This window comes from Mycobacterium attenuatum, from assembly GCF_900566085.1.
Classification (GTDB): domain Bacteria; phylum Actinomycetota; class Actinomycetes; order Mycobacteriales; family Mycobacteriaceae; genus Mycobacterium; species Mycobacterium attenuatum.
Genome location: NZ_UPHT01000095.1, coordinates 70975 through 96491, shown reverse-complemented (window position 1 = coordinate 96491; position 25517 = coordinate 70975). Strand labels below are relative to the sequence as shown.

Sequence of the window (25517 nt, the reverse complement as noted above, 5' to 3'; positions counted from 1 at the left end):
CAAGCCCACCCCACCAAGCCCGCACCCAAGCCGCCACCTTCGTGACCACTCCGCTATGCGGCCGTATCGTCGGGGGGTTCGCAATGTTTGGGTCGCCGGGCTTAAAGTCGAGGGCATGCGATCCTGGTCTTCTGCCCCGGTTCCGAACCTGCCGGGGCGCGGGCCGGAGCTGCGACTATACGACACTGCCGATCGTCAGGTGCGCCCAGTGACACCGGGACCCAAGGCGACCATGTACGTCTGCGGAATTACTCCCTACGACGCGACGCATCTGGGCCACGCCGCAACATATCTTGCGTTCGACCTGATCCATCGGCTGTGGCAGGACCTGGGCCATGACGTGCAGTACGTACAGAATGTCACCGACGTCGACGATCCGTTATTCGAGCGCGCCGACCGCGACGGCGTGGACTGGCGCGAGCTCGCTGACCGCGAGGTCAAGCTGTTCCGCGCCGACATGGAGGCGTTGCGGGTGCTGCCGCCCCACGACTATGTCGCCGCTACCGAGGCAGTTGCCGAAATGGTCGAGCTCATTGAAAAAATGTTGGCGTCCGGCGCCGCGTACACGGTCGACCCGGAAATAGGGGCCTACCCCGACATCTACTACCGGGCCGACGCCACCGTGCAATTCGGCTACGAATCGGGTTGTGACCGCGACACGATGCTGACCCTGTTCGAGCAGCGCGGCGGCGACCCGAGCAGGCCCGGCAAGACGGATCAACTCGACGCCTTACTGTGGCGCGCCGCCCGCGCCGGCGAACCCAGTTGGCCGTCGCCGTTCGGAGCCGGCCGACCCGGCTGGCACGTCGAATGCGCCGCTATCGCCCTCAGCCGCATCAACAGCGGCCTGGACATCCAGGGCGGGGGCAGCGACCTGATCTTTCCGCATCACGAGTTCACCGCCGCCCACGCCGAATGCGTCACCGGTGAGCGTCGATTCGCCAGGCATTATGTGCACGCCGGGATGATCGGCTGGGACGGGCACAAGATGTCCAAGAGCCGTGGAAACCTGGTGCTGGTGTCGGCGCTGCGCGCGCAGGGCGTCGAACCGTCGGCGCTGCGGCTGGGTCTGCTGGCGGGGCATTACCGTGAAGACCGCTTCTGGACACAACAGGTGCTCGACGAGGCCGCGGGCCGGCTGCAACGCTGGCGCACCGCCACCGCACTGCCCGCCGGTCCGGACGCCGCCGACGTCATCGCACGGGTGCGCCGCTACCTGGCCGACGATCTCGACACGCCTAAAGCCATTGCCGCACTGGATAGTTGGACTACCGACGCGCTCGAATACGGTGGCCACGACGAGAGCGCGCCGACATCGGTGGCGACCGCCATCGACGCCCTGTTAGGAGTGGACCTCTAGGCCCGCAATGGTACGTTTTCGGCCATGACATCGGTGCAGGACAAGGTTGTCTTCATCACTGGCGGTGCTCGCGGAATCGGGGCCGAGGTCGCCCGCCGGCTGCACAACAAAGGCGCCAAACTGGTGCTCACGGATATCGGCGCAGCGGAGCTGACCACCATTGCCGCCGAACTGGGCGGCGACGGTCGGGTGCTGACCGTGGTGGCCGATGTCCGCGATCTATCGGCGATGCAGGCCGCGGTGGATCAGGCGATCGAAAAGTTCGGCGGCATCGATGTCGTTATCGCCAACGCCGGCATCGCCAGCTACGGGTCCGTGCTCCAGGTCGACCCGGAGGCATTCAGAAAGGTGTTGGACGTCAATGTGCTCGGTGTTTTCCACACCGTGCGGGCTACCTTGCCGGCGGTGATCGAGCGCCGCGGCTATGTGCTGATCGTGTCGTCGCTGGCCGCATACGCGGCGTCTCCCGGGCTGGCGCCCTACAACGCAACTAAGGCCGGAGTTGAGATATTCGCCAATGCGCTTCGACTCGAAGTCGCCCACCACGGCGTCAGTGTCGGCTCAGCCCACATGTCCTGGATCGACACCGCACTGGTCCGCGACACCAAGGCAGACTTGCCCGCGTTCGACGAGCTTCTGAGGAGGCTCCCCTGGCCGCTGAACCTCACCACCTCGGTCAACAAGTGCGCGGCAGCGTTCGTCACCGGCATCGAGGGCCGCAAGACGCGTATCTTCTGTCCGCGATGGGTGGGCATGTTCCGCTGGCTCAAGCCGGTGCTGTCGACGTCGGTCGGGGAAGGTCCCATCCGCAAGACCACCGCCGAGCTGCTGCCCCGCATGGATGCCCAGGTGGCTGCGCTCGGCCGGTCCACCAGCGCGTATACCCAAACTCTGGACAAGCAGTAGTCGAGTCCGCCCTGGTGACCCCGTGAAAGTGGCCATCTGCGGCGCCGGAATCGCCGGGCTGAGCCTGGCGGAGCGGTTGTCGACGCTCGGAGCCGAGGTCGTCGTTCTCGAACGCTGCTCCGGTCCCCGGACCCACGGCCACATGATCGACTTCTATGGCGCCGGCTACGACGCCGCGGAGGCCATCGGAGTGTTGCCTGCTATCCAAGGGGTCGGCTATCCCCTCGGCGACACCAGCCTGATCGACCGCCACGGTCGGCACAGGGCGGCGCTGCCCTACCGGCAGATCACCACGGCGCTCGACGGCCGGCTGTGCCGGATAATGCGCCCCGATCTGGAAAAGGTGTTGCTGGACAACCTGCCGCAACAGGTGGAGCTGCGGTTCGGTGCGGCGGTGTCCGACGTGATGCAACGCGACGATCGGGTGACTGTCACGGTGCACCGGGGTGCACAACTGGATGCCGATCTCCTGGTCGGCGCCGACGGCATCCACTCGACCGTGCGGACGCTGGTATTCGGTTTGGAGCCGCAATATCTGCGATACCCGGGATTCCGTTCCGCCTCCTTCGTGCTCGACGCTCCGGGCGTTCGGGGGTCAACCGCCGGCCAGGTCGTTTTCACCGACACGGCCGATCGCCAACTTGGCCTCCACCCGCTGCGAGATGGCCGGACCGCGGTGACGGCGGTGTACCGCACGGCCGACGCAAACCCACCGCACGACGTTCGGGCCACCCTGCGCAAGGAGTATGCCGGGATGGGCGCGCTGGTAGGCGAAGTGCTCGACCGCTGCCCGGAAGCCGATGCGGTCGAACACGACCAGGTCGCGCAGATCCAGATGCCGCTCTGGAGCAACAAGCGGGTGGTGCTGATCGGCGACGCCTGCTTCGCGGTCTCGGCGCTGAGCCGGCAGGGCGCTTCGCTGGCCATGGCCAGCGCCTATGTGCTGTCCGAACAGCTGCGCAAGACGTCATCGGTGGAGCGCGCGCTGGCCTTCTACGAACGGCTTTGGCGTCCGGTGGTCGATGACAAGCAACAGAGCGGCGGGGCCGCCTCCGGCTGGCTGTGGCCGGGGCCGTCGCAGTCGGCGATCCGCCGTGCCATGCTGCGGCTCACGTGGCGTCCGCTGGTCAACCGATTCATCGAGGCCACCCTGGCAGGCGAGCCGACGGCACTGATCACGATGCTTCGGCTCGGCTCTGGCGACTAACGCCCAAACCCCGGACGGCGGCGGCGCAGATAGCGCTCGAACTCGGCGGCCAGCGCGTCGCCGTCGATCGTGCCCAGAACGTCGTTGACGTCGACGGCGGCGTCGCCGTGCTGTTCGAGCGACTGTACGTACTCGGCCAGCTCGTCGTCTTCGGCGGCCATCTCGCTGATCTCCTGCTCCCAGGCTTCGGCTTGGGTCGGCAAGTCGCCCAGCGGCACCTCGACGTCGAGCACGTCTTCGACCCGGCGCAGCAGTGCCACCGTGGCTTTCGGGTTCGGCGGGTGCGACACGTAGTGGGGCACCGCCGCCCAGAACGTCACCGCCGGGATGCCGGCTGCCACGCACGCATACTGGAACACCCCGGCAATGCCGGTCGGGCCTTCGTAGCGGGTTTCCTGCAGCCCGAAGATCTGCGCCGATTCGGGGGAGTAGGCCGCCCCCGAGACTGGCACGGGGCGAGTGTGCGGGGTATCGGCCAGCAGCGCTCCGAGGATGACGACGGTGTCCACATTGAGTTTGTCGACGATGGCCAGCAGCTCGGCGCAGAAGGTGCGCCAGCGCATGTTCGGCTCTACCCCGTGCATCAAGACGACGTCGCGGTCACTACCTGGTGGGCGGCAGTGCGAGATGCGCATGGCCGGCCACTCCAATTCCCGGGTGACCCCGTCGACTTGACGGATGACCGGACGGTTCACCTGGTAGTCGTAGTAGGCCTCGTCGTCGATCTCCACGATGGGATGCGAATCCCAGATGTCGGCCAGGTGCGATACGGCGTCGCTGGCCGCGTCACCGGCGTCGTTCCAGCCCTCGAACGCCGCCACGACGACGGTGTTGTGCAGTTCGGGCAGCGTTTGGCCGCCGTCGGGCTCAGCATCCGGCACGGTCACACGATCAGCGTACGGCCTGGGCCTGACCTGTCAGAGCGCTGTCAACGACTGAGGCGAATCCATAGGCCGACTATCCTTGTCATGTGACTGCCGCGAACAAGCCCCGCTACGACACTGATCTCCTTGACGTTCTGGCGCAGCGCGTGGTGGTGGGCGACGGCGCGATGGGCACCCAGCTGCAGGCTGCCGATCTCACGCTGGATGACTTCCGCGGCCTGGAGGGCTGCAACGAGATCCTCAACGAAACCCGCCCTGACGTGCTGGAAGCTATCCACCGCAACTATTTCGAGGCCGGCGCGGACGCGGTGGAAACCAACACCTTCGGCTGCAACCTGTCCAACCTGGGCGACTATGACATCGCCGACAAGATCCGCGACCTGTCGGAAAAGGGCACCGCTATCGCCCGACGGGTCGCCGACGAGCTATCCAGTCCCGGCCGCAAGCGCTTCGTGCTGGGGTCGATGGGGCCCGGCACCAAGCTGCCCACCTTGGGCCACACCGAATACGCGGTGATCCGCGACGCCTACACCGAGGCCGCACTCGGCATGCTGGACGGCGGAGCCGACGCCATCCTGGTGGAGACCTGTCAGGACCTGCTGCAGCTCAAGGCCGCGGTGCTGGGCTCGCGGCGGGCGATGAAGCAGGCGGGCCGCCACATTCCGGTGTTCGCCCACGTCACCGTGGAAACCACCGGCACGATGCTGCTGGGCAGTGAGATCGGTGCGGCGCTGACCGCGGTCGAGCCGCTGGGAGTGGACATGATCGGCTTGAACTGCGCGACGGGTCCCGCCGAGATGAGCGAGCACCTGCGGTATCTGTCGCGGCAGGCCCGCATTCCGGTGTCGGTGATGCCCAACGCCGGCCTGCCGGTGCTGGGCGCCAAGGGCGCGGAGTATCCGTTGCGGCCCGACGAGCTGGCCGAGGCGCTGGCCGGCTTCATCGCCGAGTTCGGGCTGTCGCTGGTCGGTGGCTGCTGCGGCACCACTCCGGACCATATCCGCGCGGTGGCTGCGGCCGTCCCGGACGTCGAGCGCCCGCAGCGTCAGGTGAGCTACGAGCCGGCGGTGTCGTCGCTGTACAGCGCAGTCCCGTTCGCCCAGGACGCCTCGGTCCTGGTGATCGGGGAGCGCACCAACGCCAACGGCTCCAAGGGTTTTCGTGAGGCGATGATCGCCGAGGACTACCAGAAATGCTTGGACATCGCCAAGGACCAAACTCGCGACGGCGCGCATCTGCTGGACCTGTGCGTCGACTACGTCGGCCGTGACGGCGTCGCCGACATGAAGGCCCTGGCCAGCCGGCTGGCCACGTCGTCGACCTTGCCGATCATGCTGGACTCCACCGAAACCCCGGTGCTGCAAGCCGGTTTGGAGCACCTCGGCGGCCGCTGCGCCATCAACTCGGTGAACTATGAGGACGGCGACGGCCCGGAATCGCGCTTTGCCAAGACCATGGAGTTGGTCGCCGAACACGGCGCGGCGGTGGTCGCGCTGACCATCGACGAAGAGGGCCAGGCGCGCACCGCCGAGAAGAAGGTCGAAATCGCCGAGCGGCTGATCAACGACATCACCACCAACTGGGGTGTGGACGAATCGTCGATCCTCATCGACACGTTGACCTTCACCATCGCCACCGGTCAGGAGGAGTCCCGCAAAGACGGCATCGAAACCATCGAGGCCATCCGGGAACTCAAGAAGCGCCACCCGGACGTGCAGACCACGCTTGGGTTGTCTAATATCTCTTTCGGCCTCAATCCTGCTGCACGCCAAGTGCTTAACTCGGTGTTCCTGCACGAATGTCAGGAGGCCGGCTTGGATTCGGCGATCGTGCATGCCTCGAAGATCTTGCCGATGAACCGGATCCCCGAGGAACAACGCACGGTGGCGCTCGATCTGGTCTATGACCGCCGCCGTGACGGCTACGACCCCCTGCAGGAGCTGATGCGCCTGTTCGAAGGTGTGTCGGCGGCGTCGTCGAAGGAATCGCGCGCGGCCGAACTAGCCAAGCTGCCGCTGTTCGAGAGGCTGGCCCAACGCATCGTCGACGGCGAACGCAACGGCCTGGAAGCCGACCTCGACGAGGCGATGACCCAGAAGCCGCCGCTGGAGATCATCAACGAGAACCTGCTGGCCGGCATGAAGATGGTCGGTGAGCTGTTCGGCTCGGGCCAGATGCAACTGCCGTTCGTGCTGCAGTCGGCCGAGGTGATGAAGACCGCCGTCGCGTATCTCGAACCGCATATGGAGAAATCCGATGACGATTCGGGTAAGGGTCGCATCGTCCTGGCCACCGTCAAGGGCGACGTGCACGACATCGGCAAGAACCTGGTCGACATCATCTTGAGCAACAACGGCTACGAGGTGGTCAACATCGGCATCAAGCAGCCGATCGCCACCATTCTCGAAGTGGCCGAGGACAAGAGCGCCGACGTGGTGGGAATGTCGGGGCTGCTGGTGAAATCAACGGTGGTGATGAAGGAGAACCTCGAGGAGATGAACTCGAGGGGCGTCGCCGAAAAATTCCCGGTGCTGCTCGGGGGTGCCGCGCTGACCCGTAGCTATGTCGAAAACGACCTTGCCGACATCTACGAAGGCGAAGTGCATTATGCGCGTGATGCTTTCGAGGGCCTCAAGCTGATGGACACCATCATGAGCGCCAAGCGAGGCGAAGCATCGGACGTCGACAGTCCGGAAGCCATCCAAGCCCGTAAGAAGGAAGCCGAGCGCAAGGCTCGTCACGAACGCTCCAAACGCATTGCCGCACAACGTAAAGCCGCTGAGGATCCGGTCGAAGTCCCGGAACGCTCCGATGCCGCGGCCGATGTCGAAGTGCCCGCCCCGCCGTTCTGGGGTTCGCGGATCGTCAAGGGCCTGGCTGTCGCCGACTACACCGGCATGCTCGACGAGCGCGCATTGTTTTTGGGCCAGTGGGGATTACGCGGGACACGTGGCGGTCCCAACAGCGACGGCCCGTCGTATGAAGACCTCGTCGAGACCGAAGGGCGGCCGCGGCTGCGCTACTGGCTGGACCGGTTGTCCACCGATGGCATCCTGGCGCACGCCGCCGTCGTGTACGGCTACTTCCCGGCTGTGTCCGAAGGTGACGAGGTCGTGGTCCTCACCGAACCCGCACCCGACGCCGAGCAACGCTACCGTTTCAGATTCCCGCGCCAGCAGCGCGGCCGGTTCTTGTGCATCGCCGATTTCGTCCGGTCGCGCGAGCTCGCCCGCGAGCGGGATCAGGTGGATGTGCTGCCGTTCCAGCTGGTGACCATGGGTAAGCCGATCGCCGATTTCGCCAACGAGTTGTTCGCCGCCGACTCCTACCGCGACTATCTCGAAGTCCACGGTATCGGCGTGCAGCTCACCGAAGCGCTGGCTGAGTATTGGCATCGGCGCATCCGGGAGGAGCTCAGGTACTCGGCCGACCGCACGATGGCCGCCGAGGATCCCGACGCCGTCGAGGACTATTTCAAGCTGGGTTACCGGGGTGCCCGGTTCGCCTTCGGGTACGGGGCCTGTCCGGACCTCGAGGACCGCGCCAAAATGATGCAGCTGCTGGAGCCCGACCGTATCGGCGTGACGCTGTCCGAGGAGTTGCAGCTGCATCCCGAGCAGTCGACCGACGCGTTCGTCCTGCACCATCCCGAGGCCAAGTACTTCAACGTCTGAGTAGGCCACCGGTAAGGGCGGACCGGCTATCGCGGATTTCTTCGCCGCGGGCTGGGCGCGATCGATCTGATATCAGTTCGACGACACGCTGTGTCCGCCGATTGGGGGACAGTCGAAATCCGTATACCGGTGGATACCGCCCGACATTGTTAATCGAAACAATTCCTTGAATTCACCAGAATTTTTCCGGCACAAAGTCGAAGCGGCCGGTTTGGCAATGGGTGGTAGCGGCGGTGCGGGTGGCTGAAGGGCTTGAAGTGGGGTTGTGTTCGGCGCGGTGGACGGGCCGCGGTGACGGGATCGGCGCCGCGGTTTTGCTGGGCCCGCCGGGGTTGAGCCCGGGTGCCCGCGGCCGGGATCGCCCGCCAGCGAGCACTGACACGAAAAAGTTGTGCCGGTGAGCGCGCCGATATGGATGGCGGTCCCGCCGGAAGTGCATTCGGCGCTGCTGAGCGCCGGACCCGGGCCCGCGTCCTTGATTGCCGCGGCCCAGGCGTGGTCATCGTTGAGCGCCGAGTACGGCGCGGTGGCAGACGAACTGGCCCCGGTGGTAACGGCGTTGCGGGCCGAGGCCTGGCGGGGAACTGCCGCGGAATGTTGTGGCGACGCCTATGTGCCCTATCTGGCGTGGGTGATGCAGGAAAGTGCCGATTGCGCACAGGTCGCTGCTGTCCATGAGGTCACGGCGGCGGGGTACCAGGCAGCGTTGGCTGCAATGCCCACGCTGGGGGAGTTGGCTGCCAACCACGCCACGCATGCGGTGTTGTTGGCGACAAACTTCTTTGGTGTCAACGCGATACCGATCGCTTTCAACGAGGCCGACTATGCGCGCATGTGGATACAGGCTGCCACCACCATGAATGTCTACGAGACGACTTCTTCGCCGGCGGTTGCTTCGACACCACACACCCCACCGGCGCCAGCCATCATCAAACCTGGCGCCGGCTTCGCAAACGTCACTGAAATAACCATCACACCATTTCCCATTTGGCAGATTCTCCAAATATGGATCGATGCCGTCGTTGGGGTGTTGCATTACATCAAAGAATCGTTAGTGGCTACTATTCTTGCATGGCTGTTCATTCCGTTATGTGTTCTGCTCGCACTGATTGCGCTATTATCCGGACATATCGCCATGGCCGAACAATTCCTTTGCTTCATGGTGAATTTGGCGATTATTCCTTTCGAGTTCTTCCTTGAGGCCGGATGGCTTTGCATCGTGGGTATGGCGGATATCTGCAAACTAGTGATTGCGTGGTTCTTGGGGAATCTGGGATTTGTCGGCGGTCCGGGCTTGGTGACTGACTTGATGATGACGACGACGCTGTCCGGCGGTGCCGCGCTGGGCGTCGGCGCGTTGAAGGGCACGGCGGTGGCGCTGGAGCTGGCGCCGGCGTCGTTTGCCGCTACGGCTGTTGGTGCCGACGGGTCGCTTGCCACTGCTGGCAGCGTGGTTTCACCCGCTGAGTTGGGCGGGGCCGTGGGCTTTGCCGGAACCATCACCAACGGGACCGTCCCGCAGGCCGGGGGGCTGACCACGCTCAGTGGTCACACGTGGTGTGACGGCGTGCCCGTGCCCATGTTGCCAACCGGTTGGGCGCAGACCGTGTGCGGCGATGACTCCACCAGTTTGGTGCTCAGCTGAAGCTGCCCTCGCGCGCGGTTTTCCGCCTCTGACGGTGATGTCGTCAAGGCATCCGAACCGTCGTGGTGGACGACGGCTGTCCACGCAGCTACTGCTTGGTGAGCGCGATCTTCATCTGCGCCTGATAGTCCTCGACATGCTCGCCGCTGACGTCGACGATCACGCGGTGGATTCGGCCGTCGAAGGCAAACGGCGGGTCGTAGTCGGGGGTTACCGAGGAGCCGGTGTTGGCGCCGACCAACATGGCTCCGCCCTGGGCCAGCCGCAGCGGCGTGGTCACCGGAAATTCGCCACGGCCGACCGCGGCGCCGTCGACGAACAGCGTCACGTCGCCCGGAGTTCCTCTGCCGTTCCTGAGGTCCACCGGACCTGTTGGGGTGAATTCCACGCTGAGGAAGTGCCGCCCCGCCGGGACCCGTTGCGCCGAGCGAATCGTGAAGATCTCTTTGGCGACATAGTTGTGCGCATAACAGAGCCGACCGTCCTTGACGTACAAGGTAATTCCCCCGTCATTGCCGCCCATGGACAGCAGGACGCCCGATGATTCCTCGGTGAGCTCAACCTCGGCGTTGATCGAGTATGGCCGGTTGAGGACCTTCGGTGCGGCGGCGGCGGGAATAGCCTGCGTACCTGCATAGAGCACGTATCGCGTGCGGTTCGCGGCGGCAATCTGTGGACGCTCGACGAAAGCGCGGGCCAGGCCGCGGCTGTCGATAGGTAACACGTTGTATCTTCCCGCTTCGCTGTACCAGAGTGTGATCATCGCGATCAGCCGCGCACGCTCCTGCCCGGCCAGGTTGGTGGTCTCGGCGGGATCCCGGGCGACGTGGTAGAGCTCCCACCCGGATTCATCGAGCTGGCTGAGCATCTCCGCGGTGATAACGTCGCCGAACTTGTGAGCGGATTCGGCGAATGACGTTCCCGGCCAAGGACATACGGCGCGCCACCCGTCGTGGTAGATCGAGCGGTGGCCCAGCATCTCGAAGTACTGGGTGAGGTGCCGGGTGGGGGCGGCGTCGTCGTCGAAGGTGTGCGCGAAGCTGACCCCTTCGATCGGCGACTGGGTGACACCGCCGATCGATGTCGGTGGGTCAATGCGCAGCGCCTCGAGCACGGTCGGGACCATGTCGATCAGATGGGTGTATTGGGATCGCACCTCGCCCCGCGCGGCAATACCGCGTGGCCAGGTGACGATCAACGGGTCGCTCGAGCCGCCGCGATAGGTCTCGCGCTTCCACCGCCGAAACGGGGTGTTGCCGGCGTGTGTCCAGCCCCACGGGAAGTGGTTGAACACCGTGGGGCCGCCGATCTCGTCGATGCGGGCCAGTCCCTCCTCGACGGTATCGGCGACGTTGTTGAAGAAGCGGACCTCGGTGACCGAGCCGGTGGGGCCGCCCTCGGCGCTGGCCCCGTTGTCAGAGACCAGCATGAACACCGTGTTGTCGTATTCGTGCAGGTCTTTGAGGAACTGCACGAGTTCGCCGATGTAGTGGTCGGTGTGCTCGAGGAAGCCGGCGAACACCTCCATCATGCGGGCGTAGAGCCGGCGTTCGTCGGCCGGCAGTGTCTCCCAGTCCGCGACATCGGGATCGGGGGCCGACAGCTCGGCCGTTGCCGGCAGGAGCCCGAGTTCTCGCTGTCGCGTGAACACCCGCTGGCGGTAGGCTTCCCAGCCGGCGTCGAACTTGCCGGCGTAGCGGTCGGCCCACTGTTTGGGCACATGGTGGGGTGAGTGTGTCGCGCCGGGGGCGAAGTAGAGGAAGAAGGGCTTGTCCGGGGCGACCTGCTTGGCGTCGGCAATCATTGCCTTGGCTTTGTTCACCAGATCGGGCGTGAGGTGATAGCCCTGCTCCGGGGTGGCTTCGGGTTCGGTTTGGGAGTTGTCTCGTACCAGATCCGGGTAGTACTGGTGGGTGTCGCCGCCCAGGAAGCCGTAGTAGCGCTCGAACCCGCGTCCCAGCGGCCACCGGTCGTAGGGCCCGGCCGCGGTCATCGTTTCCTCCGGCGCCAGGTGCCACTTGCCGACGCAGTAGGTGTTGTAACCCTGGGCCCGCAGAATTTCGGAGAGGAAACCGTTCTCGAACGGTATGTATCCGTCGGAGCCGGGGAACCCGGTCGACCCGTTGGTCAGACACGCCAGGTGGTTGGAGTGGTGGTTACGGCCGTTGAGGATGCAGGAGCGCGACGGCGAGCACAGGGCGGTGGTGTGCATGTTGGAATACCGCAGGCCGTCGGCGGCCAACGCGTCGATGTTCGGTGTCGAGATCGGGCTGCCGAAGCAGCCCAGGTGCCCGTATCCGGTGTCGTCGAGAACGATGAACACCACATTCGGCGCGCCCTCGGCAGGCCGCTTCAGGGCGGGCCAGGCCGGCGTCGACTCGTCGGCCGTGCGGCCGATCACACCGGGAAACGTTGTACCGGGCTGATATTCGGTGATTGCCATGACTTTGTCCTCGCTTCGGCTATCGGTGTCGGGCCGGGTTGAGTTGGTTCAACAACTCGTCGACGTCGATGCCGAAACTGCGCATCCGCGGCGGGAATTCGTGCAACGTCGCCAGGAACCGCATCACTTGCAGCGCGGCGGGACCGTAGAGCCAGGCGTGATTCTCCTGCCACTCGTCGAATCCCCGCGCTTTGTGGAAACGCTCGAACGGGTCGAGCTTGAGGTTGGTGATCAAGGGGGTGGTGAGCTTCTGCTGGATGCCGTTAAACCACCGGTCCTGGGTCTTGAGCAGTACTTTCCAGTCGCCGTAACGTAATCCGTGCAGCGATGTCTCGGTGAAGTAGTAGAACTCCATGCGTTTGGATTTGCCGCGGCCGGTGAGCAGGTCGGTCTGGTCCACTCCGTCGAGGTGCACGCGGTACTCGTGTCCGCCGATGGTGGCGCCCTTCTTGAGCGCGTCCGCGAGATCTGGCTGGCCCAGCATCGACATGATGGTAGGAATCCAGTCCTCCATTGCCATGAACTCCCCGGTGGCGACACCGGCCGGGATCACGCCGGGCCAGCGCACCAGCGCCGGAACCCGGAACGCGCCCTCGTAGCCGCCGACGCCCTTCTCCCGCGCGAAGGGGTGGTTGCCGCCGTCGGGCCAGCTGTTGCAGGCGGCTCCGTTGTCGGTGGACCACATCACCAGGGTGTTGTCGGCGATGCCGAGTTCGTCGAGCAGATCGAGCAGTTCGCCCACGTGATCGTCGAGCTCCATCATCCCATCGGCATAGACGCCGTAGCCGCTCTTACCGTCGTACTCCGGTGCCAGGTTGGTGCGATAGTGCATCCGAGTCGAGTTGTGCCAGACGAAGAAAGGCGTTTCAGCAGCCGCCGCGTCGCGGATGAATCGCTTTGTCTCGGTGAGGAATTCACGGTCGAGGGTGCGTTGTCGTTCGCGGCCGTACGGTCCGGTGTCTTCGATACGCTGGGTCCCGTCGGGATTGGCCCAGCAGTGCAACGCACCGCGCTGACCGAAGCCGAATTTCTGCACAATTTCCGGATTGGTCGGAAAGTCGTACTGTTCGGCGTACTCGCCGGCGTTGAGGTGATACAGGATCCCGAAGAACTCGTCGAAACCGTGCATGGTCGGCAGGTGCTCGTCACGGTCACCGAGGTGGTTCTTGCCGAACTGTCCGGTCGTGTAGCCCAATGGTTTGAGCATCTCGGCCAGTGTTGGATCTTCCTTCTGCAGACCGATATCCGACCCCGGGAGACCGACCGTGGATAAGCCCACCCGGATCGGGTACTGCCCGGTGATGAAGGCGGCCCGGCCCGCCGTGCAGGATGCCTGCGCGTAGTGGTCCATGAAGATCATGCCCTCGTTGGCGATCCGGTCGATGTTGGGCGTCGAGCCGCCCATCATCCCGCGGTGGTAGGCGGAGATGTTCCACATCCCGACGTCGTCGCCCCAGATCACCAGAATGTTGGGACGTGCGGCTGCGTCTACCATTTCGGATGCCATGGTGAACCTCTCCAGCGATGCCAAGTCCCGTGGGGGTTCCGGGTTTGGTTGATTCGCAGGTCAGTGGATGGTCGGTGGGTCTGCATGGGCAGCGTACTGGTCCGGGGTGCGGCAGCTCAGCGCATGCCGGGTTGGGTGGCCCGGGCGGTCGGGTCCGCTTCGACCTGCTGCAGCGCTCGCGAAATCAAACCCCCGCCACCACTGCCGGATCAAGCCGATCATCGACGCGATAGTGATCGCGTTGCACCGTTGCGCTGGCGTGAGTCGCTGACCCCAGCGCCCCGTGAGCAGCGCGAGGTCGTCGAAAGAGCGCGGATTCGACGCGAGGCTCAGAGATGCGCGGTCGACATTGCCGGTCTGCTCGAATTGTTCTGGTGATCGTTACGGCAATCCTGCTTTCAGGGGCGGCTACCGACGTACGAATCCGGTGCGCCTGCCTTTCTTTTCGTCACCCGCAACGGACCGGCAGGTGCAAGGGCCCGCGAATGACGCGGGATGGGACGTAGTCCACTGCGCCTGCGGCGGTAAGCCGGGGGAAGCGCTCGTAGAGGGCTCGTAGCGCAATGGCGCCCTCCATCCGGGCCAGACTCGCTCCGAGGCAATAGTGCACACCTGCGGCGAAGGACAGGTGATCGCGGGCGTTGGGTCTACCGATGTCGAATCTATTCGGCTCGACAAACACCGTTGGGTCACGGTTGGCGGCGGCCAGCAGAGCGACCACCGGGGTACCCGCCCGCAGCTCCAGGTCGACCAGCACGGTGGTCTCCCCGGCCACGCGCACGCTGTACTGGGCGGGCGCCTGCAGTCGTAACGTCTCCTCGACCACGTGATCAGCACGATCGAGGTTCGCGGTGAACGCCTCGCGCTGGTCTGGATTTTCCGATAATGCGACAACTGCGTTGCCGATGATGTTGGAGGTGGTGACGAAGCCGCCGATCAGCAGCGCCTGGCAGGTCGCCAACAGCTGCACCTCGGTCATGTGTCCCTGTGCCACTGCGGTGACCATGGTGCTGATCATGTCGTCGCCCGGATGCCGGGACCGTTGCGCGATGACGGCGGCAAAGTAGTCGGTCATTTCGGCCAGCAGAAGTTGGGTACGATGCCGGTCACGCAGCCCGCGTGCCCCGTCGACCGTTGCGCCGAATTCGATGCCCCAACGCGCGAACCGGAAGTGGTCGTGCGGGGACAAGCCGAGCAGCGCGCAGATCACTTTGCTGGGCACCTGGATCGCGAACTCATCGATCAGATCCACCGGTCCGCTGGGATCCAACTGATCCAGCTGACCGGCGACGACGTCTTCGATGAAGCCACGGTGGCCGCGGATGACTTCCGGACTAAACCACGGCGCCACGACTTTGCGGAGGCTGGTGTGCTCAGGCGGGTTCGCCGATGCCAGCGAGTCGTCCAGCGGATGCACCAACATGCCGCCGTGTTGCCAGTTCAGCGGCCTGAGCTTCAACCGCACCGCCGATGTCGGTGCCGCCAGGAACTTTTCACTGCGCAGGACGTGGCTGCACACCGCATGCGAGGCGGTCATGCACAACCCACTGCTGCCGCGAACCAGATCACCTCGGGCACGTATCTGTTCGTATCGTGCATAGCCGTCGCCGCCTCGCGGCACGCCCAGCACCCCGGCGACGGGGTCACCGAGTGCGGCTGAGGCGGCGAGCCGCAGCCGGGACCGGTAGAGCCGCAGCAGCATTGACAGATCGCTGCGGGCGCTCATCCCGGGATTTCCTGTGTCGGAAGCAGTTTCGGCGCCCGGGTGATTCCTTTTTCGCGCAGTTCCTCTCGGATGCGCTCGCGCAGCATGTACTTCTTGATCTTGGTTCCCGACATCGGCCATTCGTCGACGAACCGAACGTACCGGGGCACCCGGTAGGTGGCGATATTGCCCAGACAGAAGTCGACGATTTCCTGTTCGGTCGCGGCGGCACCGGGTTTGAGTTCCAGGTACGCGGCGGGGACTTCGACGTAATAGTCGTCGGGAGCGGCGACGACCGCGGCGATGTGCACCGCGGGATGACGCAGCAGGAATCCCTCGACCTCGGCCGCGGAGACGTTTTCGCCGCCCACCTTGAGCATGTCTTTGAGCCGGCTGACGAAGGTGACCCGGCCGTCGTCGTCCATGACCGCCACGTCGCCGGTGTGAAACCAGCCATCGTTGTCGAAGCAGCGGGCGGTGAATTCTGGGTCGTGCAGGTAGCCAGTAAAGCAGTTGGGTCCGCGCAACAGCAATTCGCCCTCGGTGCCGGGCGCGACATCATGGCCCGTCTGGGGGTCCACCACCCGGCACTGCATACCGGGCAGTGGGTGTCCGCCGGTGGTCATGCGCTGTTCGAATGTGTCGCTCGGGTGGTTCAACGCCAGAAATCCGGTGGACTCGGTCATGCCGAAACACGACACCTGCACCACATGGGGAAGCCGACGTGCCATGTCGCGCAAACGTTCCGGCACGCCCACGGCCAGCACGAGCCGAAGGGCGGACAGGTCCCGCCGCACGAAGTCGGGCTGGTTGAGCACGGGCAGCCAGATGGTCTCGAAGCCGGGCAGGGCGACGGTGCAGCGTTGGGCTTCCAAGTGGTCCAGGGCGGTATCCGGGCGGAACAAGCCCACATGGCAACAGCAGCAGCCGGCGTAGATGCAGGCGATAGTAAAGGTGATGCCCCCCACGTGGAACAGTGGAAGCGCGTTCCACACCCGATCCTGCCCGGTGAGAAAAAGCCGGGAATCCACCGTGCTCGCGGCCGCCCGGCCGAACGCTTCGTGGCTGATCATCGCGCCTTTGGGGCTTGCGGACGTGCCCGAGGTGTAGAGCACCATGGCGGTGTCGTGCAGCTGAACCAGCTCCTGACGTCGGCGCACCGAAGTGGACCCGATGCGGTCCGCGGCAGCGTGAAAACCTGCTTCGGACAAGACGTCTGGTGCCGACTCGGCCGCGCCGAGCACCACGATCTGTCGCGGGGGGAGCACCGCTTGCGTCGTTGCCGTCAGGGTGTGCAGCAGGGCCGTATCGGTGAACAGTATGCGCATCCGGGAGTGCGAGATCACCTCGGTGAGTTCGTAATCGCGAAACCGGGTGCTCACCGGCACCGGCACGGCACCGACCTTCATGGCCCCGAACAACACCGCAATCGAATCGGGACAGTTGGGCAGCAGCACACCGACGGTCTCGCCCGCCTGCACGCCCAGCGCCAGCAGCCCCCGGGCAACCATATCCGCCCGCGCAGCCAGCTCGGCGTAGCTGATGGTCGCGGTCGGGAAAGCAAGCGCGTCGCGATCAGGGTGCTCGGCGGCCCTGCGGTCCAGCAGAGCGCCCAGCGTGGCGAGGTCGTGGCACTGACGTTCGTTGGCGCCGTCGTGATGTCGCACCGCTGCCCCTCAACACGTTGTACCCGAACAAGGCCGGGTGAGCGTAGGTTACTGCACCACCCGACAGTCGTCGCGGCGCTGTACTGTATCAGCATCGATCCACCACGTGGCAGAGGATTCGCGATGCTCTCGTCGGCCCTTGACCCTCACCACACACCGATCGACCGAGTCGTCGGAGAGGCAATCGAGTACTTCCGACATTGTCGTCAGCCTGACGGTTCTCTTGCGGACAGCCCCACTTCGGCTATGTTCCGGGAATGGGACACCGTCAACGCACTAAAGGCTATCGCGTTGTGGCAGAAAGACGTTCACGTCGACATGGCCGACATCATAGACCCTGCCCTGGGTTTCCTTGCCGCACAGGAGAAGCCGACCGGGATGCTGAGCTGGGGCGGTGCGGAAATCGCATCGGAGCGGTATTGCACCGAAACCAGCAGCGAATACATCACCGTCCTGACCCTGCTCGGCCGAACGGATGAGGGGCGTGCGAAAGCGAATTTTCTGCGCGATAGGCAACGGGCCGATGGCGCCTGGGCAGAAATGCACAGCCACATCCCCAATGCATTCCAGTTGGAGCCGTCGGTGACGGGGTTTGCCCTGCTGGCCCTTGATGGTCTGGATGTCGAGCCGACATACCTCGATGAAGCACTGCACTTTCTGGCCGGCAAGCAGCACCCCGACGGTCATTTCGGCATCAACTGGTACTACTACGCCTCCCACTACTACCTGCTGCGCCCTACGGTGGCAGCGTTGGCGAACTTTGCCAGCTACCCACAGGTGGCTGCGGCCCGCGCTTTCGTGCTGGCCCAGCAGCGGCCTGACGGAAGCTGGTTCAGCCGAGCCGACGGCGCAGGCATCACGGCTGCCCCCGAATTGCACACGGCGCTGGCCCTGGGGACTCTCGCCCACACCGGTATGTCCGCCGACGAGGCCGCGGTGCGCCGCGCGGTCAGCTGGCTACTGGACCACCGCAGACCCGACGGGTCCTGGTTCGGCGGCGAGTATCCGTATCCGCAGGTCAAGGGCTATCGGGAAGTCCATGCTCCGCAGCATGTTTTCACGACAGCTCAGGTACTGGTCGCGTTCCACGAGCTAGGGCTGCGGTGAGCACGCAACCGGAGGAACCCGTCGCCATCATCGGTATCGGCTGCCGACTACCCGGGGGCATCACCGACCACCACATGCTGTGGCGGGCTCTCGAACAGGGCATCGACGCGATCGGGCCGATCCCCGCCGACCGCTGGGATGTTGAGCGTTATTACTCGCCCAAACCGCAACAGCCCGGCCGAATGAATACCCGCAGTGGCGGATTCATCGATGACGTCGATACATTCGACGCGGCCTTCTTCGGCATATCCGGGCGTGTCGCCGAGCAGATGGATCCCCAGCAACGGCTGCTGCTCGAAGTTTGCTGGGAAGCGCTCGAGGATGCGGGCATCGTGCCCGCCGATCTGGCAGGCGGACGAACCGGCGTCTTCGTGGGCGCCTGCAGCCAGGACTACGGCGGGCTGCAATCGGCGCCGGGCGAGTTGGAGGGTCTTGGACCCCATTCCGCCACCGGCACTTTCGTGAGCATCCTGTCCAATCGCCTGTCCTACACGCTGGACCTGCGTGGCCCCAGCATGACCATCGACACCGCCTGCTCCTCGTCGCTGGTTGCCGTGCACACGGCGGTGCAGAGTCTGCGGGCAGGAGACAGCGACCTGGCACTGGTCGGCGGGGTGAACCTGATCCTGACCCCGCAGTTCGGCATCACCTTGAGCCAGGCCGCGATGCTGTCACCGGATGGCCGGTCGCGGGCGTTCGACTCATCGGCCAACGGTTACGTGCGCGGCGAGGGCGCCGCCATCGTGGTGCTCAAGCCGCTCGTGCGGGCGGTCATGGACGGCGACCGGATGTATGCGGTGATCCGGGGGAGCGCGGTCAATCAGGACGGGCGCACCCAGGGCATCACGGTGCCCAACGGCGAAGCGCAGGAGGCGAACTTCCGGGCGGCGTTGGCCGCGGCGGGGGTTGCGCCAGGCGAGGTTGGCTACGTCGAGGCGCACGGCACCGGAACCCCGGTGGGCGATCCGATCGAAGCCAACGCACTGGGGCGAGTGTTGGCGACCGGTCGCCGGCCGGGGAGCGCGGCGCTGCTGGGATCGATCAAGACCAACATCGGCCACCTGGAGGCGGGCGCCGGCGTTGCTGGTCTGATCAAGGCGGCCTTGTGCGTGCACCATCGGCGAATTCCACCCAGCCTGCACTTCCGCACCGCCAACCCCGACATCGACTTCGCCGGCCTGCCCATCGCCGTGGCGACGACGTCCCAACCCTGGCCGGAGTACTACCGGCGCGCCGTCGCCAGCGTCAACTCGTTCGGCTTCGGTGGCACGAACGCGAACGTAGTAGTGACCGAAGCCGCAAAACTCGAGCTGCCGCCGACAACTCCGCCGTTGCGCCCGAGTGTCTTGACCTTGAGTGCCCGCAGCGAACAAGCCCTGGACCTGCTGAGCGCGAAGTACGTCGGACTGCTGCAGACCCGACCACCCGACCTGGAATCGCTGGGCGCGGCGCTGGCGTTGCGGCGCAGCCACCTGGAGCACCGGCTCGCTGTGGTGGCCTGCGATGCCGCCGAAGCCGCCGCGAAAATATCTGCGGGAGAGGTGATTCGCGGACATACGTCGCGTACCGGCAGGAAGATCGCGTTCGTGTTCAACGGCCAAGGCCCGCAGTGGTATGCCATGGGGCGGACGCTGCTGGAATCGTCACCGATGTATCGGGCCAAGGTTCTGGAATGTGACAGGCTGGCCGCGCCGTATCTGGACTGGTCTATCTACGAGGTGCTGACGGCCGACGAACCGTCGTCTCTGGTCGGGGAAACTCAGTATCTGCAGCCCACCATGTTCGCGTTGCAGGTGGCTCTGGTTGACCTGTGGAAATCCTGGGGCGTGCAACCGGATGCGGTGCTGGGCCACAGCATGGGTGAGATCGCCGCCGCGCACGCCGCCGGCGCGCTGAGCCTGTCGGAGGCGCTGCGGGTGATCTGCACCCGCGCCCGCATTCAGGAAAAAGCCGATGTCTCCGGCGGAATGATGTTTGTCACGCTGCCCGCCGCGGAAGTCCGCGAGTTATGCATGCGCGAACCGGACCGGCTGTGGGTGTCAGCGGTCAACAGCCCGCGCTCGACTACCGTGTCCGGCCGGCGCCCGGCGTTGCAAGCGCTGGCGAGCGAACTCGGCAATCGTGGCGTCTTCACCAAGCTGCTCCAGGTGAACTGCGCCTGCCACAGCCCCGACATGGATCCGTTGCGTGACGAGCTGCTGGACTCTTTGGCCGGGATCCAGGCCGGCGACACCACCATCCCGATGTATTCGACGGCCACCGGCGCCCGGATCCAGGGACGCAAACTGGGCACCGACTACTGGTGGGACAACTTCCGCAACCCGGTGCAGTTCGAGCAAGCAGCTGGTGCGCTGTTGTCCGACGGCTACGACACCTTCGTCGAGCTGAGCCCGCATCCGGTGCTGGCCCACTCCCTCAACGAAATCAGCCCCGATGCAGTGGTCGTGTCCTCGCTGGTGCGCCAGAAAGACGACTGGGCGAGCTTCCTCACCGCATTCGCCCGGCTTTATGCCAGCGGTGCCTCGATAGCCTGGCGGCAGCGCTATCCCGCGGGTGCTCCAGTCCTGGACCTGCCCGGCACGGCGTGGGCTCGCCAGTCGTTTTGGAACGAGAGCCCGATCTCTCGCCGTTATCGCACTGTCGGACAACAACATCCGATGCTCAAGCGGGTCGACGGCCCCCGGCCCGCCTGGGAGATCAACTGGGACGACCACCGGCTGTCGTGGGTGCGCGAGCATGAGGTCTTCGGATCGGTCATCGTGCCCGGCGCCTGCTACGTGGAGGCCGCATTGTATGCCGCTCGCGAAGCGACCGGGCGCCCATGCGGTTTGGAGTTCGTCGAATTCGAGCGGGCCTGTGTGCTCGCCGGCGAGCCGCAACTGAGCAGGCTCGAACTCGACGCTGAGCACGGCACGTTCGAATTCCACCAGCGCGCGATCCGCGGCGACACCTGGGTGCGCAATGCCCGAGGCAGATTCCACCCCGTTGGTCCGCCCGTACCCAAGTCCTACGACGTCGAAAACATCCTGTCCCGTTGCGCGAACACTTATGCCGCAGTGGACATCTATGGTCGTCTGGCGGATAACGGATATGTCTACGGGCCGGCGTTCTGCGGCATCGAACGGTTGCACGTGGGCGCTGGTGAGGCTCTGGCCCGGATTCGATCACCTCGCGTTCTGCGAAACCGCTTGGCCGGATATCTGCTTCATCCCGCCATCCTGGATGCCTGCTTTCAGGGCGCGATCCTGCACCCGTCGCGTGACCGCCCCGACCAACTGCTGCCCACCAATTATCTGCCGACCGGAATCGACCGGGTTCGGCTCTACGGCAACACTGCGGCTCCGGCCTGGACCTACACCCGACTCCGCAAGCACGATGACGCCCTGGTGGTGGACATCCATCTGCTCGACGAGCGTGGCGAGTTGATCGCCGAATTCACGCCGCTGCTCGGCAAAGCGGTCCCGCATCCGCCAGCCGCCGCCGAGCGTCTCGAAAACCACTTTTACCGGTTCGTGTGGCAGCCATCCGGTCCGTTGATCCAACCACTCAGCAGCGCACTGACATTGGGGCCCGACGATGTCGCCCACGAGGTCGGCCAGGCTGCCCACCTGCTTGCCGCACGACTGAGTCGACACGTCTACGCCAGCGCCTACCAGCAGGACGTGCGCAGGCTGTGCATCGCGTATGTGCGCGCCTGCCTTGATCAGTTCAAGCCGGACGCCGAGTTCACGGTGGCCGAATTGCCGTCCCTGTTGCCGAAGTACCACCGCGCGCTTGGTGGCATGGTGCGATTGCTGGTCGAGGACGGCTCGGTGACCGAGTACGCTGGCCGCTTCCGCCGGGATTTCGGTTCGGCAACGCACGCCGATCCCGAACAGCTGTGGGCGGATGTCTTTGTGCGCTATCCGGAGAGTGCGTGGGAGCTGCTGCTGCTGCGCCGGACCGGCCCCCGGCTGCACGACGTGCTGACCGGCGCGGTGGACCCGCTGGAACTGCTGTTCCCTTCCGGTACAGCGACGGCGATCGAGCCGATCTACCACAGCTCGCCGATAGCCCGGCTCTACAATCTGCTCGCCCGCCGCATCGTCCACCGGCTGGCCGACAGCGCCGACCCGCGACGCACCCTGCGCATCCTGGAAGTCGGCGCCGGCACCGGCGGATTGGCCGCGAGCCTGTTGCCGGTGCTGCCGCCGGATCGCTGCGAGTACGTGTTCACCGACGTGTCTACCGCATTCCTGGCGGCCGCGCGCGATCGCTTCCGCGACTACCATTTTGTCGACTACCGGGTGCTCGACCTCGAAAACGACGTAACCGTACAGGAATTCAGAGCACACTCCTTCGACTTGGTGGTAGCCGCCGACGTCGTGCACGCCACCACTGACGTCAGGAGGACCCTGCGGGTGCTGCACGGCATGCTCGCTCCAGGCGGCGCGCTGCTGTTGCTCGAGGCTGTTCCCGGCAGTGCCTGGCTCGACCTGACTTTCGGTCTCACCGCGGGCTGGCGGGCCGCCTGCGACGTGCAGTTGCGGCCCGACGGCCCGCTGTTGTCCGCGCGTATGTGGCGGGACGTATTGCGCGAGGCCGGTTTCGACGATGTCGCGACTTTCGACGACCCGAAGCACCCCGGGGCGGGCTCCCAGAGCTTGCTGCTGGCCCGGACGTCGGGGCTCGCGATCGAGCCTCAGGAACGCGGCACAATCAGTCCGCGGCCACTCGGGAACTGGTTGATCGTGGCCGGCGCCGACCCGCTGGGCAAGGATCTGGCCGCCCGAATCGAGCGGCACGGTGGCCGAGCCGTTCTAACGGACAGCGTGAGCGACGAGGCTGTCGATACGGTGAAACCGGACGCGATCGTCGACCTGCGCAGTGCGACTGAACTGCCACTGGACCAGGCGTTGATCGAGTCTTGCGTGCAACTCGTCGATTTGCTGAAGAGCGTGTGTCGCGGCGATGCGCAGCAATGGCCGCGCGTGTATGTGTTCACCCGCGGGGTCCACGCCTTCCGTAACGAGGACGTGAACCTGTCCGGCTCCCCCGCATGGGGAGTCAGCCCGACGGTGCGCCTCGAACTGCCGTCATTGCACTACACCGTGATCGATCTCGACCTCACGCCGTCGGCGGGGGAGCTGGATGCGGTCTGGGCCGAACTGCACACACCCGACGATGAACGTGAAATCGCGCTGCGCGCCGGCGAGCGGTTCGCGCGCAGGCTCGCCCCCGTCCGTCCAGAGCCGCATGCCCTTCCCGCCGCCGACCTGCCGCCCGACACCGGATTCGCGCTTGCCGTGACAACGGCCGGATCACTGGACGAATTGCGCTACCACACCGAAAAGCGCCGAGATCCGGACGCCGGAGAGGTGGAAATCGAGGTGCTGGCAACCGGACTGAATTTCCTGGACGTCATGACCGCCCTCGGGCAGGTGCCGCCCCTGGAATCGGCCGAGGGCTACCGCTTCGGTGCCGAATGCGCGGGAATCATTACCCGGGTCGGCGCGGGTGTATCTGGCCTCACCGTCGGGGACGCCGTGGTGGGGGTCAGCACCATGCAGGGAACCGCTGCCGGCTACGTCACGCTACCGGCGACCGGCGTCGTCGCCAAACCCGCCAATCTGAGCTTCGAGGCCGCCAGCTCGGTGCCGATCGTGTTCCTCACCGCGTGCTACGCCCTGGTCAAACTGGCTCGACTGGAAGCTGGCGAACGGGTACTCGTCCACGCCGCTGCCGGTGGCACCGGTATGGCGGCCATTGAGATCGCGCGCCATCGAGGCGCCGAGGTATTCGCTACCGCGGGCAGCCCGGAAAAACGAGAACTATTGCGAGCGCTTGGTGTGACGCATGTGTTCGATTCTCGTTCAATAGATTTCGCCGACCAGATTGCTGTCGTCACCGACGGCGCGGGAGTAGACGTGGTGGTGAACTCGCTTGCCGGTGAATCGGTGTCGCGCAGCATCGCGTGTCTGGCGCCCTACGGCCGGTTCGTCGAACTCGGCAAACGAGACCTGTTGCACGACCGCCGGATTGGCCTGCGTCCGTTCTTGGGCAACCTCGCCTACTACGCGTTCGACCTGCGGCAACGCATTGTGGACCGACCCGATGAGGTGCACGCCGAGTTGACGACGCTGATGGGCCGCTTCGCCGCCGGTGAACTGATCCCGGTGCCCTACCGTGCTTTTCATCCTTCCCAGACCACGGCCGCCTTTCGGCACCTGGCCGCCGCGCGCCATATCGGCAAACTAGTGCTGGCCATGGCGGAGCGGGAATTCCCCGTGGTGCAGCCCCCCGAATCGCCGTCCATACCGGGAACCTGGCTGATCGCCGGTGGCCTCGGCGGCGTCGGCCTGGCGATGGCCGAGCACCTCGCCGATGTCGGGGTGCGCCACCTGGTGCTGGTCGGGCGTTCCGGTGTGCCCGACGCCGATAGCGCCGCCAAGGTCGAACACCTGCGGCTCCGCGGCGTGCACGTTGAGGTCGAGGCCGCGGACATCAGCTTGCGGGCTTCCGTGGCCGCGCTGCTCGAGCGCATCGAGCGCGAGTTGCCGCCGCTGCGCGGCGTGCTGCACTGCGCGATGGTTCTCGACGACGCCCTGCTCATCGACCTGGACCGACCACGCATTACAAAAGTATTGGCGCCCAAGGCGTTTGGCGCCTGGCATCTGCACGAGTTGACCGCGCACCTGCCGCTGGACGCGTTCGTGCTGTTTTCCTCAGCCGCCTCGATGATCGGCAATCGAGGTCAGGCCAATTACGCGATGGCCAACGCCTTCCTCGACCACCTCGCCCAGGCCAGGGCGGCCCGCGGACAGCGAGTGCTCTGCGTGAACTGGGGCGCGATCTCCGACGTCGGATACGTGGCCCGGCACGACGACGTGGGCCGCATCGTGGCCATGACCGGCATGCGATCCTTCACCTCGGCCCAAGCGTTCGACGCTTTGACCAGTTTGTGGAGTACTCGCCTGCCGCAGGTCGGCGTCTTGCCGATGGACTGGCCGCAGTTCTTTCGCCGCCACGGCACGCAAGCGCACACCCAGCCCCGTTACGAGCACGTGGTGGACCCCGCCTCGGGGACGGCGGCTGCCGCCGAGTCGGCCGGCTCGCTGGGCCAACGGCTGGGCAGGCAGCCCCCTGAGGCGCGCGGTGAGTTGGTGATTGCCGCACTCAAGGCTCGCCTCGCCGCGGTGCTTGGCATTCCGCGCGACGAGCTGGACGTGGATATGCCGTTGACGGACTATCTGGATTCGCTGGTTGCGGTCGAGATCGGCTCGTGGCTGGAGGGAGAGTTTGGCATCAAGGTCGCCGTCATGGAATTGATGCGGGGGCCCAGCGCCACGGAGCTCTCAGCTCAGGTGCTGACTCAAATGGAGCAGCTGTAGCTGTCGACCAGACGGCCGTCCCGGTGCCCGATACCTTGCGCA

At 65.4% G+C, this 25517-nt stretch carries 12 protein-coding genes; 7 read left to right on the top strand and 5 right to left on the bottom strand.

The annotated features are described in order from the left end of the window. The first annotated feature begins 115 nt into the window (after nucleotides 1-115). From mshC to EET13_RS16260, 3 genes are read left to right on the top strand one after another with little or no spacing between them, the layout of a single operon-like run. Nucleotides 116-1360, top strand: coding sequence for a cysteine--1-D-myo-inosityl 2-amino-2-deoxy-alpha-D-glucopyranoside ligase (mshC, locus tag EET13_RS16270; RefSeq protein ID WP_122443252.1), 1245 nt, complete (start codon nucleotides 116-118; stop codon nucleotides 1358-1360). Between the two features lie 24 nt (nucleotides 1361-1384). Next, a complete protein-coding gene (locus EET13_RS16265; protein ID WP_122443251.1) occupies nucleotides 1385-2266 on the top strand; it encodes an SDR family oxidoreductase in 882 nt (293 codons plus the stop codon). Between the two features lie 22 nt (nucleotides 2267-2288). After that, nucleotides 2289-3473, top strand: coding sequence for an FAD-dependent monooxygenase (locus EET13_RS16260; RefSeq protein WP_168991126.1), 1185 nt, complete (start codon nucleotides 2289-2291; stop codon nucleotides 3471-3473). Here EET13_RS16260 and EET13_RS16255 read toward each other — a convergent pair. After that, nucleotides 3470-4354, bottom strand: a complete 885-nt coding sequence (locus tag EET13_RS16255) for a PAC2 family protein (protein WP_425293688.1) — start codon at nucleotides 4352-4354, stop codon at nucleotides 3470-3472. The genes EET13_RS16260 and EET13_RS16255 overlap by 4 nt on opposite strands. An 89-nt stretch (nucleotides 4355-4443) precedes the next feature. Between EET13_RS16255 and metH the strand changes: the two genes are divergently transcribed. Both metH and EET13_RS16245 read left to right on the top strand, forming a co-directional pair. Then, nucleotides 4444-8031 (top strand): methionine synthase, encoded by a 3588-nt coding sequence (gene metH / locus EET13_RS16250; protein ID WP_122443250.1) that lies wholly within the window; start codon nucleotides 4444-4446, stop codon nucleotides 8029-8031. A 415-nt stretch (nucleotides 8032-8446) separates the two neighbouring features. Further along, nucleotides 8447-9676 carry a PPE family protein gene (locus EET13_RS16245; protein WP_244603942.1) on the top strand — a complete coding sequence of 410 codons (1230 nt, stop codon included), beginning with the start codon at nucleotides 8447-8449 and terminating at the stop codon, nucleotides 9674-9676. Nucleotides 9677-9764: 88 nt separating this feature from the next. On the opposite strand, the gene EET13_RS16240 is transcribed toward EET13_RS16245, so the two are convergent. The 4 genes from EET13_RS16240 to EET13_RS16220 form a co-directional block, all read right to left on the bottom strand. Further along, a complete protein-coding gene (locus EET13_RS16240; RefSeq protein ID WP_122443249.1) occupies nucleotides 9765-12119 on the bottom strand; it encodes a sulfatase-like hydrolase/transferase in 2355 nt (784 codons plus the stop codon). Between the two features lie 19 nt (nucleotides 12120-12138). Next, nucleotides 12139-13626 (bottom strand): arylsulfatase, encoded by a 1488-nt coding sequence (locus tag EET13_RS16235; RefSeq protein ID WP_244603941.1) that lies wholly within the window; start codon nucleotides 13624-13626, stop codon nucleotides 12139-12141. A gap of 448 nt (nucleotides 13627-14074) precedes the next feature. Continuing rightward, nucleotides 14075-15352, bottom strand: coding sequence for a cytochrome P450 (locus tag EET13_RS16225; protein ID WP_168991289.1), 1278 nt, complete (start codon nucleotides 15350-15352; stop codon nucleotides 14075-14077). Beyond that, nucleotides 15349-16998, bottom strand: a complete 1650-nt coding sequence (locus EET13_RS16220; RefSeq protein WP_122443246.1) for a class I adenylate-forming enzyme family protein — start codon at nucleotides 16996-16998, stop codon at nucleotides 15349-15351. The genes EET13_RS16225 and EET13_RS16220 overlap by 4 nt, the downstream gene beginning before the upstream one ends. Before the next feature lie 246 nt (nucleotides 16999-17244). On the opposite strand from EET13_RS16220, the gene EET13_RS16215 reads away from it, so the two are divergent. Further along, entirely contained in the window at nucleotides 17245-18105 is an 861-nt protein-coding gene (locus EET13_RS16215) for a prenyltransferase/squalene oxidase repeat-containing protein (protein ID WP_168990802.1), read from the top strand. Continuing rightward, entirely contained in the window at nucleotides 18102-25475 is a 7374-nt protein-coding gene (locus EET13_RS16210; RefSeq protein ID WP_122443244.1) for a type I polyketide synthase, read from the top strand. Before EET13_RS16215 ends, EET13_RS16210 begins: the two co-directional genes overlap by 4 nt. The last annotated feature ends 42 nt before the right edge of the window (nucleotides 25476-25517 follow it).

Bases quoted from the DNA above. Each gene is read 5' to 3' on its own strand.
- EET13_RS16265 (WP_122443251.1), top strand. From the start codon at position 1,385: ATGACATCGGTGCAGGACAAGGTTGTCTTCATCACTGGCGGTGCTCGC.
- EET13_RS16235 (WP_244603941.1), bottom strand. From the start codon at position 13,626: ATGGCATCCGAAATGGTAGACGCAGCCGCACGTCCCAACATTCTGGTG.
- mshC (WP_122443252.1), top strand. From the start codon at position 116: ATGCGATCCTGGTCTTCTGCCCCGGTTCCGAACCTGCCGGGGCGCGGG.
- EET13_RS16225 (WP_168991289.1), bottom strand. From the start codon at position 15,352: ATGAGCGCCCGCAGCGATCTGTCAATGCTGCTGCGGCTCTACCGGTCC.
- EET13_RS16240 (WP_122443249.1), bottom strand. From the start codon at position 12,119: ATGGCAATCACCGAATATCAGCCCGGTACAACGTTTCCCGGTGTGATC.
- EET13_RS16215 (WP_168990802.1), top strand. From the start codon at position 17,245: ATGTTCCGGGAATGGGACACCGTCAACGCACTAAAGGCTATCGCGTTG.
- EET13_RS16245 (WP_244603942.1), top strand. From the start codon at position 8,447: ATGGCGGTCCCGCCGGAAGTGCATTCGGCGCTGCTGAGCGCCGGACCC.